At 39.1% G+C, this 14,734-nt stretch carries 14 protein-coding genes, 1 pseudogene and 1 riboswitch; of the genes and pseudogenes, 8 read left to right on the top strand and 7 right to left on the bottom strand.

Annotated features, from left to right (window positions below):
• The first annotated feature begins 204 nt into the window (after positions 1-204).
• Both RWM06_RS04180 and RWM06_RS04175 read left to right on the top strand, forming a co-directional pair.
• Positions 205-1,449 (top strand): transporter, encoded by a 1,245-nt coding sequence (locus RWM06_RS04180; protein ID WP_313970218.1) that lies wholly within the window; start codon positions 205-207, stop codon positions 1,447-1,449.
• A 16-nt stretch (positions 1,450-1,465) separates the two neighbouring features.
• Positions 1,466-1,672, top strand: a pseudogene (locus tag RWM06_RS04175) (ABC transporter permease); the annotation flags it as partial.
• Positions 1,673-1,838: 166 nt separating this feature from the next.
• On the opposite strand, the gene RWM06_RS04170 reads toward RWM06_RS04175, so the two are convergent.
• Positions 1,839-2,408: an MptD family putative ECF transporter S component gene (locus RWM06_RS04170; RefSeq protein WP_313970217.1), complete on the bottom strand. Its 570-nt coding sequence runs from the start codon at positions 2,406-2,408 to the stop codon at positions 1,839-1,841.
• Between the two features lie 134 nt (positions 2,409-2,542).
• On the opposite strand from RWM06_RS04170, the gene RWM06_RS04165 reads away from it, so the two are divergent.
• The 5 genes from RWM06_RS04165 to nrdI all read left to right on the top strand — a co-directional run bounded on the left by RWM06_RS04165 (position 2,543) and on the right by nrdI (position 7,254).
• Entirely contained in the window at positions 2,543-3,157 is a 615-nt protein-coding gene (locus tag RWM06_RS04165) for a YesL family protein (RefSeq protein ID WP_313970216.1), read from the top strand.
• A complete protein-coding gene (locus RWM06_RS04160) occupies positions 3,135-4,805 on the top strand; it encodes a sensor histidine kinase (RefSeq protein ID WP_313970215.1) in 1,671 nt (556 codons plus the stop codon). The genes RWM06_RS04165 and RWM06_RS04160 overlap by 23 nt, the downstream gene beginning before the upstream one ends.
• An 11-nt stretch (positions 4,806-4,816) precedes the next feature.
• Positions 4,817-6,103 (top strand): response regulator transcription factor, encoded by a 1,287-nt coding sequence (locus RWM06_RS04155; protein ID WP_313970214.1) that lies wholly within the window; start codon positions 4,817-4,819, stop codon positions 6,101-6,103.
• A gap of 60 nt (positions 6,104-6,163) precedes the next feature.
• Entirely contained in the window at positions 6,164-6,697 is a 534-nt protein-coding gene (locus tag RWM06_RS04150; protein ID WP_313970213.1) for an ABC transporter permease, read from the top strand.
• Positions 6,698-6,774: 77 nt separating this feature from the next.
• Complete coding sequence (nrdI, locus tag RWM06_RS04145) at positions 6,775-7,254, top strand: class Ib ribonucleoside-diphosphate reductase assembly flavoprotein NrdI (RefSeq protein WP_313970212.1); 480 nt, start codon at positions 6,775-6,777, stop codon at positions 7,252-7,254.
• Between the two features lie 277 nt (positions 7,255-7,531).
• On the opposite strand, the gene RWM06_RS04140 is transcribed toward nrdI, so the two are convergent.
• Together RWM06_RS04140 and RWM06_RS04135 are read right to left on the bottom strand one after the other, a co-directional pair.
• Entirely contained in the window at positions 7,532-7,990 is a 459-nt protein-coding gene (locus RWM06_RS04140) for a DUF3021 domain-containing protein (RefSeq protein WP_313970211.1), read from the bottom strand.
• The gene (locus tag RWM06_RS04135; RefSeq protein WP_313970210.1) at positions 7,987-8,427 is read right to left on the bottom strand and encodes a LytTR family DNA-binding domain-containing protein; all 441 of its coding nucleotides are present in this window, start codon (positions 8,425-8,427) and stop codon (positions 7,987-7,989) included. Before RWM06_RS04135 ends, RWM06_RS04140 begins: the two co-directional genes overlap by 4 nt.
• Positions 8,428-8,633: 206 nt before the next feature.
• On the opposite strand from RWM06_RS04135, the gene mutL reads away from it, so the two are divergent.
• Positions 8,634-10,583 carry a DNA mismatch repair endonuclease MutL gene (mutL, locus tag RWM06_RS04130; protein ID WP_313970209.1) on the top strand — a complete coding sequence of 650 codons (1,950 nt, stop codon included), beginning with the start codon at positions 8,634-8,636 and terminating at the stop codon, positions 10,581-10,583.
• Between the two features lie 424 nt (positions 10,584-11,007).
• Here mutL and ribE (RWM06_RS04125) read toward each other — a convergent pair whose 3' ends face one another.
• Genes ribE (RWM06_RS04125) through ribD form a run of 4 tightly spaced genes read right to left on the bottom strand, consistent with a single transcriptional unit; the run spans position 11,008 to position 14,421 of the window.
• Complete coding sequence (gene ribE / locus RWM06_RS04125; protein ID WP_313970208.1) at positions 11,008-11,475, bottom strand: 6,7-dimethyl-8-ribityllumazine synthase; 468 nt, start codon at positions 11,473-11,475, stop codon at positions 11,008-11,010.
• Entirely contained in the window at positions 11,476-12,681 is a 1,206-nt protein-coding gene (locus RWM06_RS04120; protein WP_196319924.1) for a bifunctional 3,4-dihydroxy-2-butanone-4-phosphate synthase/GTP cyclohydrolase II, read from the bottom strand. It abuts the gene before it with no gap.
• A gap of 19 nt (positions 12,682-12,700) precedes the next feature.
• Positions 12,701-13,336 (bottom strand): riboflavin synthase, encoded by a 636-nt coding sequence (ribE, locus tag RWM06_RS04115; RefSeq protein WP_313970207.1) that lies wholly within the window; start codon positions 13,334-13,336, stop codon positions 12,701-12,703.
• Positions 13,321-14,421, bottom strand: coding sequence for a bifunctional diaminohydroxyphosphoribosylaminopyrimidine deaminase/5-amino-6-(5-phosphoribosylamino)uracil reductase RibD (gene ribD / locus RWM06_RS04110; protein ID WP_313970206.1), 1,101 nt, complete (start codon positions 14,419-14,421; stop codon positions 13,321-13,323). Before ribD ends, ribE (RWM06_RS04115) begins: the two co-directional genes overlap by 16 nt.
• A gap of 133 nt (positions 14,422-14,554) precedes the next feature.
• A riboswitch (FMN riboswitch) is annotated at positions 14,555-14,669 on the bottom strand.
• Positions 14,670-14,734: the final 65 nt, after the last annotated feature.

The raw sequence follows: 14,734 nt of genomic DNA, 5'->3' as shown, positions 1-14,734 counted from the left end.
TTTCAAATAAAGATTTGTAATATATTCTCGTTACATCGACTGATGAAAAATAAATGGGCTTGTAGATGGATTGATAATTAGCAGTATCTAGGAGCTAGAGTTCTTATTTTCAGAAAAAATATATTACAAAAAAGTGGGGAGTCCCGCTTTTTTTGTTAGACTGGTTTCAATAGAATACTCTTTGAAATGTGAGAAAGGCCTGTTATGAAATTATTCTTAAGACATCATTTATTTAGAATACTTACCTTCTCAAGGTTTTTGAGCTCAAGTGGAGCTTATATTTATAATCTGGTATTTATCGTTTATGCTGCGAGTCTGCCCTTTAAAAATATAGCTGTATTTATGGCGAATATGATTACGATTTTACCTTTCCTATTTACTTTTTATGTTGGGATTAAGGCTGATCATACTCGGAATAAAGCAGGGACAATTATCTGGGTTGGTTGTGTGCAAAGTCTGCTATTTCTTTTGATTGCTAGTGTGATTCATGATCAGAACTCCGTAACGTTTGCTTTTATCTGTATGGTTAATATCTGTTCGGATATTTTATCAGATTATACAGCAGGTCTTCGTATGCCGATTATCCAGCATAATATTTCGGAAGATAGGCTCTATGAAGCTTATTCCTTTACTCAGTTTGTCTCCTATTTATCAAATCTAGGAGGTCAAGCCTTAGGAGTGTGGTTACTCACAACAAGCCACCAAAATTTTTCTTTTGTTGCAATTGTGAATGCTGGCTTCTTTTTACTATCTTCTCTTATTTTGTTCAAAAATAGCAGAGAACTGACGCATTTGTCTGTAAGTGTAGAGGATAAGTCGATTAGTTTACTTCAACAAGTTAAGGCAATCTATGCGGACATGGATGCTATCTTTAGACAGAGAGAAAGTAAATCATTGTTTAAAATGATTCTTGTCATTTTGGTAATGAATACTTTGGGAGGAGCTGTTGGAGGTATTTATCACTTTTACTTATTAGACCATACTATCTATCATCTCAGCTATGCTCAAGCCCTATTTTTAATTGAATGTGTTAGCTTGGGAGGAGCTATTCTTGGTAGCCTAACTCCCCATGATTATTTTGGGAAATTATCGTTTTCAAGTTTGCTATCGCTCAATGCAATTCTGTTTGTCTTGCTTGCTACTGCTAATATTTTAGATTTTTCTCCTCTAGTAGGTGTTGCCTGCTTAGCCTTTGTCATGTATTTGATGTCGAAATCAATGCCTAAATTAGATACTCTGTTACTGTCTAACTTGAGCGCGGATGTATTAGCTAGAAGTAATAATCTCTTGAGTATGATTTTTTCCCTAACATTACCTTTGGGGATGTCTGTATTTTCCTTCTTAGCTTTACAAGATATCAGGCTTTGTTGGTGGGTCTTTTTGGTAGTGAGTATGATAGGACTCATTTTATCCCTAGAAAAAAGAAGTTTTTCGGGTAAAAAATTTTAACCTAGGAAAATCAGGCTTATTAGAAGGTCTTCCAGACTTGATCCGTGTGACAACTGTGACCTTGATTTCCCTTGTTGGGGAAACAGCTATGGCTGGTGCGGTTGGAGCTGGAGGTATCGGTAACGTAGCCATTGCCTATGGATTTAACCGCTACAATCACGATGTGACCATCTTGGCAACCATTATTATCGTTTTGATTATCTTTGCAATTCATACTCAATGAAAATCAAAGAGCAAACTAGGAAACTAGCCGCAGGCTGTACTTGAGTACGGCAAGGCGACGTTGACGTGGTTTGAATTTGATTTTTGAAGAGTATCAATTCTTGGGAGACTTCTTGACCAAGTCTTGAGCCATAAATAAAAAGAGCCGTGTGGCTCTTTTTTATTAATCAGATTTTCTGTGCAAATTTTTTACTCAAGGCTTGTCCAATCAAGGCACCCACTAGGGCTCCGATGACAATACTTGAGATAAATAGAAGGACGGTTCCAGGATTTGGTGCGACCATGATACGGTCGATATATTCTTGCGATTTTCCTCTTGCTAGAAGGGTAGCCATATAGGCTTTAGGCGCAATCCACATAAGTAAGATTGGTCCTGTTGAGCTAAAGGAGAAAATAACGAAAGAAAGGAAATTCTTTGTTTGGTCCTTGTATTTTCCTAAATGAGCTATTCCATCTGCTAGGAGGCCACAGATAATTCCAGGAAGGAAGGCACCAGCACCGTGTTTAGATCCCAAGAAAAAGAGGGCCATGACAAGGCCGATAGTGGTAATGGCTCCAAAGCGCGGAACTTTTGCGACTAGGATCATATAGACGCTACCGCCGACAAGGGCAGTAAAGGCAGGCGCATAAAACATGTTTCCAGTTTGGTCAAAGGGATTGCCCAAAAGGACACCAATCCCCATGCAGAGGAAGTAAAGAACTGCAAAAAGCAGTGTAGTTAAGATAGATTTTTTCATGAATTGTCTCCTGATAAATTTTTCATAATTCTCATTGTACCACGGTTTGATGGGATTGTAAATGGAAAATAGAAGTTTTTGAAAACGCTTGAAATATGATATAATAGTTTCATAGTTAATTTTAGGAGGATATCATGGGTAGATTTTTAGACTTTGTCTTTAATCGTTTCTTTTTAGGGATGGTTGCGACAGCCTTCTTTTGGCTATTAACCTTGGCAGGAGGAATTATCCTTGGTTTAGCGCCAGCTAGTGCCACCTTGATGAGCCTGTATGCAGAACATGGTTATAGCTTTCGTGAATACAGTTTGAAGGAGGCTTGGTCTCTTTATAAGCAAAATTTCGTCCCCAGCAACCTGATTTTCTATAGCTTTTTAGGAGTGGATTTAGTTTTGGTTTATGGCTTGTATCTCTTGGTGCAATTGCCTCATCAGACCATTATTCATTTGATTGCGACCTTTTTGAATGTCCTAGTAGTTGCCCTGATCTTTTTGGCTTATACAGTATCTTTGAAATTACAAGTCTATTTTGATTTGTCCTATCGAAATAGTCTCAAACTATCCTTGATTGGCATCTTTATGAGCTTAGCGGCTGTGGCCAAGGTTCTCCTTGGGACAGTGCTACTTGTGGCAATTGGTTACTATATGCCTGCCCTACTTTTCTTTGTAGGAATTGGGATGTGGCATTTCTTTATCAGTGATATGTTGGAACCGGTCTATGAAAGCATCCATGAAAAATTGGCGACAAAATAGAATGAAGCAGTTTTGGCTACATACGCTTCTAAGAACCTACAGTTCAGTTATGATGATTATTATTGCGAGTTTTGCAATTTTACTCTCCTATGCTGATTGGGATTCACGGGAAAAGGAAGCTCAGAGAGTAGCCCAGCGTGTAACCACTCGAACAGTCGAAGAGGTGGAATATTATTACCGCGAATCAGCCCAGTTAGCGCAAGATTTAGTAGCCAATCAAGACCGTATACAAGGGGTTTATAAGTACTTTAGCCTGTCAACTTCTGAGTATTTTTATTGGCTGTTGGAGCATCAAGCGACTTCGTCAACTTCTATTTCTCTGTATGAAAATATTGATGATCTTTATGTTAAAAATGACTATATAACGGGTGTTGCAATCGTCTTGCAGGACTTTAAAGAAGTTTATGTTTCTAGCAGAAATGAGAGAGGTGGCCATACGGTACTTGCGGAAGATTTTAAACCGGAGGCCAATAGTTTTGGAATTCCTGTTCTGGATCCAGCAACGGATCAATCTATAGGAGTGATATACATTTCCTTGGATCCAGAAGTTTTATATCATGCCATTGACAATACCCGAGGTCATATCCCGATGGCTGTTACCGTGACATCGCCTTTTGATACGGAGATTTTTCATATTGGTGAGAGGGTCACTAGGGAACATGAGAACTGGTTTGTTGGTGTGACCTCTCATGGCTATCAGGTTCAGGTGGCAGTTCCCAAAAACTTTGTTTTACAAGGAACGGTGACCAGCTCTGCTTTGATTGTGGGCTTGAGCCTTCTCTTTATTGTCATTCTTTATCTGACTTTGAGGCAGACCTTTGCTAACTACCAAAAGCAGGTAGTGGATTTGGTGGATTCCATCCAAGCGATTGCCCAAGGAGAAGAAGGTCTTCGCATTGACACACTTGAAAAAGATCAGGAATTGCTCTTAATCGCGGAGACGACCAATGATATGTTGGATCGATTGGAAAAGAATATCCATGATATTTATCAGTTAGAACTTAGTCAAAAAGATGCCAATATGCGAGCCTTGCAGGCTCAGATTAATCCTCATTTTATGTATAATACGCTGGAATTCTTGCGTATGTACGCAGTTATGCAGAGTCAAGATGAGTTGGCAGATATCATTTATGAGTTCAGTAGTCTCTTGCGTAACAATATTTCTGATGAAAGAGAAACTCTTCTCAAACAGGAATTAGAATTTTGCCGTAAATACAGTTATCTTTGCATGGTTCGCTATCCAAAATCCATTGCCTATGGTTTCAAGATAGATCCAGAGTTAGAGAATATGAAGATTCCCAAGTTTACCTTGCAACCACTGGTAGAAAATTATTTCGCGCATGGTGTTGACCACAGACGGACAGATAATGTGATTAGTATTAAGGCGCTTAAACGAGATGGTTTTGTGGAAATTTTGGTGGTAGATAATGGCCGTGGGATGTCGGCTGAAAAGCTGGCAAGTATTCGAGAAAAATTAAGTCAGAGACATTTTGAACACCAAGCCAGTTACAGTTCAAAAAGGCAGTCTATCGGGATTGTCAATGTCCATGAGCGTTTTGTGCTCTATTTTGGGGACCGCTATGCCATTAGTGTAGAGTCTGCGGAGCAAGCAGGTGTTCAGTATCGTATTACAATTCAAGATGAGTAGAAAGGGAGAAAATGTATAAAGTATTATTAGTAGATGATGAGTACATGGTGACAGAAGGTCTGAAACGTTTGATTCCCTTTGATAAGTGGGATATGGAGGTCGTCGCAACAGCCAGTCATGCCGATGAAGCCCTAGAATATGTTCAGGAAAATCCTGTCGATGTCATCATTTCCGATGTCAATATGCCCGACAAAACAGGGCTTGATATGATTCGGGAGATGAAAGAAATCTTACCAGATGCTGCCTATATCCTGCTTTCAGGTTATCAGGAGTTTGATTATGTAAAAAGAGCCATGAACCTTAGTGTGGTGGACTATTTGGTCAAGCCTGTTGATAAGGTAGAGTTGGGAAATCTGCTGGAAAAGATTGCAGGTCAGCTTGGCGAGAGAAGAAAGAAAAGTCAGACCCTCAGTCAAGATTTAGATGAGGCTGGATTTGTTAATTATCTAGGAGGTAAGGAGAACTGGTGGATAGGTCTTTCAAAGGAAAAACAAGGCTCCTTCACTATTCCCTACTATGTCTTGGGTCAAGACTGGCAGATTTTCATTTCTGACCAACCCCTAGATGGTTTAGTCGTTACACCTTTTGAAGCTCCTTATCAAGAACGCTTTGAACGCTGGAAGCTGAATGCTGAGAAAGCCCTCTTTTACGGCTCTGTAAATCTACAACAGTCTCAGAGTCTCTTTGCCTACTACGAACCGATTTATAGGGTTATCATTCAGGGGAATCTCAATCAAATCGTGGAAGAGTTGAATCTTTTGGAGAAGGTAGTTCTTGAAAATACACCTCGTGTTCCGATTACCAAACAGCTTTTTATCCAGTTTATCATGGATGTTTTCCATTTATTTGAGCATCTCAAAGCTGATGATATGACGGATATCGTCAAAACCATTCATGCTATTCAATCCTTCGATGAATTGGTTTCTTATATCAAGGAAACTCTGACCCGATTCTTTGGGCAATATCGTATGAATGAAAATGTGGTCAGCGTGCTAGAGGTCATTGGTCGTGATTATCAGAAAGAACTTTCTCTCAAGGATATTAGTAAGGATCTCTTTATCAATCCTGTCTATCTGGGGCAGTTGATTAAGCGAGAAACCAATTCGACCTTCGCAGAGTTACTAAACAAACAACGCATTAAGGCTGCCCAGCAGCTCTTGCTTTCAACTAGTGACAGTATCGAAGATATTTGTTATGCTGTTGGTTACAGTAACGTGGGATATTTCTATAAAGTGTTCCGAAAATTGTGCGGAAAGTCTCCCAAAGCCTACCGAAAACAGGTAGAAACTATACTATAAGATTTGTATTCCCTTGCAAAAAGTGCTATAATATAAATAATAATATCAGGAGGTTCTATCATGAAAAAGAAACCGATTTATCTATGGGTCTTGCTAATCTTGTCTGCTCTTATTTCAGCTATGTCTCTGTTTGGAATGTTGAGTCCCTTACCTAGCAAAGAAGCCCTTCGTGCCGCTCAGAAACAAGCTGCAGGGGTCAGTGCTCAGCAATTAGAAGACCAGCTTAATTACACCTATAGAGTAGCAGAAGTATCTCATTCTATTTTTAACATTGCCTTGATTGTGCTATCTGCTATTTTAGTGGTAGTAGCGATTGTCTTCCTTATTCGTAAGAATTTGCAATATGCAAACTATACTTATGTTGGCTATGTTTTGTTAGCTATTATTGGTTCGATTTATGGCTATGTTGGTTTCCAAGACGCTTTGCAGTTAGTTCAAGATGAGACCATGCGTTTGACAATGGGTATTGGTTCAAAAGCTGTTAGCATTTTCTATATCGTCATCAATGTTCTTTTCTTAGCACTAGTCTTCTATAAGATGTGGCGTCAACAAAAAGCCTTGGCTGAAGAAGAGGAAACAGAAGAACTTGCTTAAGTATTGACAAAAAAGAGCTATCAGGTTACAATCTTGGTAGTTCTTTTTCGATTAAAAATAAAATCATGGAGGTACATATGAAGACAATTTCTTTAGTTTATATCAGTCTGAGCGGTAATACCGAGAGTTTTGTGACACGCCTGAAAGACTATCTCTTGTCCCAGTACGAGGGGATTGAGGTCCAAAAGATTCATATCAAAGATTTGGTCAAAGAAGGCCAAGATTTCTATGAAATGGATCATCCCTATGTCACTTTTTTGCCGACCTACCTAGAAGGTGGGAATGGTGTTGATAACGGAGATGTTGAGATTTTGACGACACCCGTTGGGGATTTTATCGCCTATGGTGACAATGCTAGTAAGTGTTTTGGTGTGGTTGGTTCAGGAAATCGTAACTTTAATAACCAATACTGCCTGACAGCCAAGCAATACAGTCAACGTTTTGGTTTCCCTGTATTGGCTGACTTTGAAATGCGAGGTATGCTGGAAGATATCAAACATGTCGCAGCGATTATTGCAGATTTGTATGAGTTGGAAGAGGCTGGGACAAAAGTCTAACCTTAAATATAAAAAACGAACAAAACGAGTTATCTGAAACTTAGAATTCTGTTTTGTTCGTTTTTTTGTCTAACCTATCGATTTTATACTCAATGAAAATCAAAGAGCAAACTAGGAAGCTAGCCGTAGGCTGTACTTGAGTACGGCAAGGCGAAGCTGACGTGGTTTGAAGAGATTTTCGAAGAGTATTAAAATTTTATAATAAAGAATTCCCAAAATCAGAATCTTTTTGTCTCAGCCTCTCTTTTTACTATCCTAGGCAATTCTATCAGAACTCTTACTTTCTATGCTCCAAGAGTTGATTGATATGGTCTACTTTTTTTGATGCTCTTTTATAGGAAATAGTCCAAATGATGAGGTAGACAATCGCAAACTCAAATATGAGCTGGAGATAGAAGATCCAGTGGAAAGGGAACCAACCTGCTAGGGTTGCTAGTGGGATAAAGCCTACTAGCATGAGGAAAAAATGAGTCAGAGTCGCACGAAGCAAGCTCCAGTCACGGCTGAATAATCGCTTGCCAAAGTTGAAGAGAATACCGATGGCTGCCCAGATTAGTGTGCAGTAGAGCAAGACCAGGGCACCGTAAATCTGATGTTGGGTCATCACTTGGCCGACGAGAGATTCAGGGCTAAGTGGAGCGTAGGTATTTGGTGCATAAATGAGTGAAAAGATGATAGAGAGGATGAGGCCGATGAGGACACCAGTAGCTGCGTCGTGGAAGATTTGTTTTTTCATAGTTCTAATTTCTCCTTGATGGTTTTTAGATAACGGCGTGAAGAATAGGTGAAGCTTTCGTTTTTTAGAAAGATTTCTACCAGACCGTTGGGCGTAAGCTTGAGATGAGAGATGGAGTTGATATTGATGATTTCTGATTGGGAAATTTGGATAAAAGTTGTTGGCAGAATTTCAAGGACCTGATAGAGTCGCAAATCAATGCTGTAGGTCTGACTCGCTGTTTCTGCTAGAACCTTCCGATTCTCGATATAGAAGCGTTGTATCTTACCAATCTCAACGAGATAGACCTGATTATCGATTTTCCCTTTGATTTTTTCTGTTAGATCCAGATTTTCTGCGAACTCGATGACTTTCTGGATTTTATCGGTTTCTTGAGGTGCTTGAACAATCAGCTTTTCCTCTTCGTAAGTCTCACTAATCTGTAGTTCTACTTTCATAAATTTTTCTCCTTTTTAGTTATACAAGGTTGTGATCACTTCCTGTATATCTTTATTAAACACTATTTTCCAGACCCTTGCAAGGGACTTTGTCTATGTGGAGGGATTTGGCTCCTATGTGGTGCTTGCTTTTCTGTCCTGTCTGAAATATGGTATAATAGCACTAATCAATTTCTAGGAAAATAGATACAGAAAGGGGCTGAAAGATGTCTCATATTATTGAATTGCCAGAGGTGCTGGCAAACCAGATTGCAGCTGGAGAGGTTATCGAGCGTCCAGCTAGCGTTGTTAAGGAGCTGGTAGAAAACGCCATTGACGCGGGTTCTAGTCAGATTATCATTGAGATTGAGGAATCAGGTCTCAAGAAGATTCAAATCACAGATAATGGTCATGGAATTACCCACGATGAGGTAGAATTGGCTCTGCGTCGTCATGCGACTAGTAAGATAAAAAATCAAGCAGATCTCTTTCGGATTCGGACGCTTGGTTTTCGTGGTGAAGCTCTGCCTTCTATCGCATCCGTCAGCGTTTTAACTCTTTTGACAGCAGTTGAGGGCGCAAGTCACGGAACCAAGCTCGTCGCACGTGGGGGAGAAGTTGAAGAAGTCATCCCAGCGACTAGTCCTGTGGGGACCAAGGTTTGTGTGGAGGACCTCTTTTTCAACACGCCTGCTCGTCTCAAGTATATGAAGAGTCAGCAAGCGGAGCTGTCTCATATCATTGATATTGTCAACCGTCTGGGCTTGGCCCATCCTGAAATTTCGTTTAGTTTAATCAGTGATGGCAAGGAAATGACGCGGACAGCAGGGACTGGACAACTGCGTCAAGCAATCGCAGGGATTTACGGTTTGGCGAGTGCCAAGAAGATGATTGAAATTGAGAATTCTGACCTAGATTTCGAAATTTCAGGTTTTGTGTCCTTGCCTGAGTTAACTCGGGCCAATCGCAACTATATCAGCCTTTTCATCAATGGTCGTTATATCAAGAATTTCCTACTCAATCGTGCTATTTTAGATGGTTACGGAAGTAAGCTCATGGTAGGCCGTTTTCCACTGGCTGTCATTCACATTCATATCGACCCTTATCTAGCGGATGTCAATGTGCATCCGACTAAGCAAGAGGTGCGGATTTCCAAGGAAAAAGAACTGATGACCCTGGTTTCAGAAGCTATTGTAAATAGTCTCAAGGAGCAAACCTTGATTCCAGATGCCTTGGAAAATCTTGCCAAATCGACCGTGCGCAATCGTGAGAAGGTGGAGCAAACTATTCTCCCACTCAAAGAAAATACTCTTTACTATGAGCAAACTGAGCCGATAAGATCCAGTCAAGCTGAGGTGGCTGATTATCAGGTAGAATTGACTGAGGAAGGGCAGGATTTAACCCTATTTGCCAAAGAAACCTTGGACCAATTGACCAAGCCAGCTAAACTGCATTTTGCAGAGAGAAAGCCTGCTAACTACGACCAGCTAGATCACCCAGAGTTAGACCTTGCGAGTCTTGATAAGGCTTATGACAAGCTGGAACGAGAAGAATCTTCAAGCTTCCCAGAGTTGGAATTTTTCGGACAAATGCATGGAACCTATCTCTTTGTCCAAGGGCGAGATGGGCTCTACATCATAGACCAACATGCGGCGCAGGAACGGGTCAAGTACGAGGAGTACCGTGAAAGCATTGGCAATGTTGACCAGAGCCAGCAGCAACTCCTAGTGCCCTATATCTTTGAATTTCCAGCGGATGATGCCCTGCGTCTCAAGGAAAGGATGGCACATTTGGAGGAAGTAGGAGTCTTTCTAGCAGAGTACGGAGAAAATCAATTTATCTTACGTGAACATCCTATTTGGATGACAGAAGAAGAGATTGAATCAGGCATCTATGAGATGTGCGACATGCTCCTTTTGACCAAGGAAGTTTCTATCAAGAAATACCGGGCAGAGCTGGCTATCATGATGTCCTGCAAACGGTCTATCAAGGCCAACCATCGCATCGATGACCATTCAGCCAGACAACTCCTCTATCAGCTCTCTCAATGTGACAATCCCTATAACTGTCCCCACGGACGCCCTGTTTTGGTGCATTTTACCAAGTCGGATATGGAAAAGATGTTCCGACGCATTCAGGAAAATCACACCAGTCTCCGTGAGTTGGGGAAATATTAATACTCTTCGAAAATCTCTTCAAACCACGTCAGCTTCGCCTTGCCGTACTCAAGTACTGTCTGCGGCTAGCTTCCTAGTTTGCTTTTTGATTTTCATTGAGTATAAAAGTACAAAAAGTCTGGGAAAAATTTTCAAAATCAGAAAAACGCATAAAATCAGGTGTTCAAAAACCTTGATTCTATGCGTTTTATCATGGAAATATTTACTTTTTTCCGAATACTCGTCAAAAATCTCTTTAAACCATGTCCGTTTTATCAGTAATCTCAAAACAGTGTTTTGAGCTAATTTTGCCAGTTTTGTTTGCAACATCAAAGCTGTGTTTTACCAATCTGCGACTGGCTTCCTAGTTTGCTCTGTGATTTTCATAGAGTATTAAATTGCGATTTTGCCAAGTTTCTTTATTCGTCTAAAAGTAGAGTCTGTTCTAAGCGTCTAATGTACGAATTAGGTTGACCATTTCAATAGCTCCTTGTGCACACTCAGAACCCTTATTTCCTGCTTTAGTGCCAGCTCGCTCTATGGCTTGTTCAATTGTATCTGCCGTTAGCACACCAAACATAACTGGGATTTCGCTATTTAAACTGATTTGGGCGATTCCCTTAGATACCTCGCTACATACATAATCATAATGACTTGTACTACCTCTAATGACAGCTCCCAAGCAGATAATTGCATCATATTTTTTACTTTTTGCCATTTTTGATGCAATCAGTGGTATTTCAAAAGCTCCTGGAACCCAGGCTACCTCGATATCTTTTTCGTTTACATTTTCTCTTTTGAGATTATCTAGTGCTCCGGATAATAATTTTGAAGTTATAAATTCATTAAATCTCGCTACAACAATACCGATTTTAATATTGTTTGCTACTAAATTACCTTCATAAGTGTTCATTTATTTTTCCTCCATATTTAAAATGTGACCCATTCTATTTTTCTTTGTTTCTAAATAAAAACTATCGTAAGGATTAGCTTCTATTTCGATTGGTATTCTACTGGAAATGGTAATTCCATATTTTTCTAACTGTTCAACTTTGTCAGGATTATTTGTCAGTAAATGTAGTGACTGTAGTCCCAGGTCTTTAAGCATTTGTGCTCCAATATAATATTCTCTTAAATCACCTTCAAAGCCTAATGCAAGATTGGCATCAAGCGTATCCATTCCTTGATCTTGTAAATGATAGGCTTTTAATTTATTGATAAGTCCAATTCCTCGTCCCTCCTGTCGCAAGTAAAGTAAGACACCTGAACCATTTTCAGCAATCATTTTCATAGCTTTATCGAATTGCTGTCCACAATCGCACCGTAAAGAGCCTAAAACATCTCCTGTTAAACATTCAGAGTGGACCCGACATAATACATTGGTTCCATCCTCTATATTTCCCATAATAAGAGCAAGATGATGTTCCCCATTTAGTTTATCTATATAGCTAATTGCTTTGAAATTACCGTATCTAGTAGGCATATTGACAGTTGAAACTCGTTCTACCAGCTGATCATATATTTTCCTATATTCTTGTAATTCTTTGATGGTAATTAGTGGAATGTTGTGTTTCTTCGAGAACTGAATTAAATCATCTGTTCTCATCATTTTGCCATCATGATTCATTATTTCACAACATAGGCCACACTCTTTTAGTCCTGCTAATTTTAATAGATCAACAGTTGCTTCTGTGTGTCCATTTCTTTCTAGAACACCACCTTTTTTTGCAATTAAAGGAAACATGTGTCCTGGCCTGCGAAAATCAGAGGGGCTTATATCTTCAGCTACACACATACGTGCGGTCAGTCCTCTTTCCTCGGCAGAAATACCTGTGGTCGTTTCTTTATAATCAATTGAAACTGTAAAAGCAGTCTTATGATTATCTGTATTGTTTTCAACCATAGGTGAAAGCATTAATTGGTTAGCTAAACGTTCGCTCATAGGCATACAAATTAATCCTTTGGCATAAGTAGCCATGAAATTAACATTTTCTGTTGTAGCTGCTTGTGCGGAACAAATTAAGTCTCCTTCGTTTTCTCTATCCTTGTCGTCTATAACAAGAACAAGTCGTCCCTTCTGCAATGCTTCTAATGCTTCTTGTATTTTTCGATATTCCATTGACTGATCATCCTTTCTGCTAAAATCCATTTTGATATAATAGTTCTCTAGATATTTCTGATTTTGGAGAATTATACATCAGTTTTTGCACATATTTACCTAAGATATCATTTTCAAGATTTACTGTACTCCCGACTTGTTTACTCTTAAGAATGGTTTGTTCCAAGGTATGAGGGATAACAGATACTGAAAAGTTTAGTTTGGAGACTTTAGCGACAGTTAGACTAATGCCGTCAATTGTAATAGATCCTTTTTCAACTATTAAATCTAAAATTTCTTTTTGTGTGTTTATTTGATACCATACAGCATTATCATCTTTTTTTATTGACGAGATTTTTCCTGTACCATCAATGTGTCCTGTAACGACGTGACCTCCAAGTCGACCGTTGACAGATAAGGCTCTTTCTAGATTTACCTCACTCCCATGTTTTAATAGGGTAAGAGCTGTTCGACTCCATGTTTCATTCATTACATCAACTGTAAAGGCTTGATGATTGAAATGAGTAACTGTAAGACAGATACCATTTACTGCTATACTATCGCCTAAATGGATATCCGTTAATATTTTTGAAGCTTTAATTGATAGTTTACAATTACGAGAGTCTTTCTGTATTCTTTCAACTTTTCCGATTTCTTCAATTATTCCTGTGAACATGGATAAATTACTTCACTTTCTATGAGATAGTCATTTCCTATTTGAGAAAAAGCATAAGGTTTCAATCTAATAGCGTCATTGGGCAAGGAAATACCTTCGCCTCCAACAGGAAACTTGGCACTGCCTCCAAAAATTTTTGGTGCAATATATATTTTCAGCTCATCAACAATTTGTTGTTCCAAAGCACTCCAATTCATTAGGCTGCCCCCTTCTAGAAGTAGGCTATCAATCTGTATGTTTCCTAGATGTTGCATTAAATCTGATAAGTCTATATGATCGCCTTTTTTCTTTATGGAAAGTATTTCACAGCCATGATTTTGATATAGCTTTATTTTATTTTTGTCTTCAGAGGAAGTGGCAATGTAAGTTTTAATATCATTTGCTGTTTTTACGATTTTAGAGGTAAGAGGAGTTCGTAAATGTGTATCGCATATGATACGGATAGGATTTTTCCCTTCCTCCAATCTACATGTCAGCAAAGGATCGTCTTGAATAACAGTATTGACTCCCACCATAATCGCACTGACATGGTGTCGTAACTGATGAACATGCTTTCTTGCCTCTTCTCCAGTAATCCATTTGGATTGATTTGTTTTAGTGGCTATTTTTCCATCCATTGTCATTGCATATTTCATAAAAACATAGGGTACATGCTGGGTAATGTACTTTCTAAAACTTTTTATTAAGTTAAGACACTCATTTTCTAAAACTCCAACAGTAACTTGAAGATTATTTTCCTCAAGTATCTTTACTCCTTTTCCAGATACAATAGGGTTGCAGTCTAGGCTTCCAATGACTACTCTTGTAATACCACTATCAATTATAGCGTCTATACAAGGAGGTGTTTTCCCGAAGTGACAACAGGGTTCAAGTGTTACATAAAGCGTCGCTCCTACAGGGGATTCTCTACAGTTTTTAAGAGCATTTCTCTCAGCATGTGGGCCACCAAAAAACTCATGATAACCTTGTCCGATAATATGATTATCTTTTACAATAACTGCGCCGACCATAGGATTGGGATTGACGTAACCAGCTCCTTTTTGTGCCAGTTTTATTGCTAATTGCATATATTTTGAGTCGCTCATCTCACTACCTCCAAAAAAATATACCTTGAATAGGGGACTATTCAAGGCATACAAAAGAGAACTTATGCGATTAACAAAAATACTCTGAAATGACAAGTAATCATTTCAGAGCACGCAAAAAGCACAAATATACTTTCATCTTCTCTCATCCAGACTATACTGTCGGCTTTGGAATTTCACCAAATCATGCCTTTCGGCTCGTGGGCTATACCACCGGTAGGGAATTACACCCTGCCCTGAAGATAGTTATTCAATTACAGATGATTATAGTACTTAATTTTAAATATGTCAACAGATAAACACAGATTATTTT

The organism is uncultured Streptococcus sp. (assembly GCF_963516575.1).
Classification (GTDB): Bacteria; Bacillota; Bacilli; order Lactobacillales; family Streptococcaceae; genus Streptococcus.
The sequence above is the reverse complement of the archived record's forward strand: the minus strand, read 5'-3'. Positions and strand labels throughout refer to the sequence as shown.

Excerpts from the sequence above, each read along its gene's own strand:
- RWM06_RS04135 (WP_313970210.1), bottom strand. The coding sequence starts at position 8,427 with ATGAAAGTAGAACTACAGATTAGTGAGACTTACGAAGAGGAAAAGCTG.
- RWM06_RS04150 (WP_313970213.1), top strand. The coding sequence starts at position 6,164 with ATGAAAAAGAAACCGATTTATCTATGGGTCTTGCTAATCTTGTCTGCT.
- ribE (WP_313970208.1), bottom strand. The coding sequence starts at position 11,475 with ATGAACACTTATGAAGGTAATTTAGTAGCAAACAATATTAAAATCGGT.
- RWM06_RS04120 (WP_196319924.1), bottom strand. The coding sequence starts at position 12,681 with ATGGAATATCGAAAAATACAAGAAGCATTAGAAGCATTGCAGAAGGGA.
- RWM06_RS04160 (WP_313970215.1), top strand. The coding sequence starts at position 3,135 with ATGAAAAATTGGCGACAAAATAGAATGAAGCAGTTTTGGCTACATACG.
- RWM06_RS04170 (WP_313970217.1), bottom strand. The coding sequence starts at position 2,408 with ATGAAAAAATCTATCTTAACTACACTGCTTTTTGCAGTTCTTTACTTC.
- ribD (WP_313970206.1), bottom strand. The coding sequence starts at position 14,421 with ATGAGCGACTCAAAATATATGCAATTAGCAATAAAACTGGCACAAAAA.
- mutL (WP_313970209.1), top strand. The coding sequence starts at position 8,634 with ATGTCTCATATTATTGAATTGCCAGAGGTGCTGGCAAACCAGATTGCA.
- ribE (WP_313970207.1), bottom strand. The coding sequence starts at position 13,336 with ATGTTCACAGGAATAATTGAAGAAATCGGAAAAGTTGAAAGAATACAG.
- RWM06_RS04165 (WP_313970216.1), top strand. The coding sequence starts at position 2,543 with ATGGGTAGATTTTTAGACTTTGTCTTTAATCGTTTCTTTTTAGGGATG.
- RWM06_RS04180 (WP_313970218.1), top strand. The coding sequence starts at position 205 with ATGAAATTATTCTTAAGACATCATTTATTTAGAATACTTACCTTCTCA.
- nrdI (WP_313970212.1), top strand. The coding sequence starts at position 6,775 with ATGAAGACAATTTCTTTAGTTTATATCAGTCTGAGCGGTAATACCGAG.
- RWM06_RS04155 (WP_313970214.1), top strand. The coding sequence starts at position 4,817 with ATGTATAAAGTATTATTAGTAGATGATGAGTACATGGTGACAGAAGGT.
- RWM06_RS04140 (WP_313970211.1), bottom strand. The coding sequence starts at position 7,990 with ATGAAAAAACAAATCTTCCACGACGCAGCTACTGGTGTCCTCATCGGC.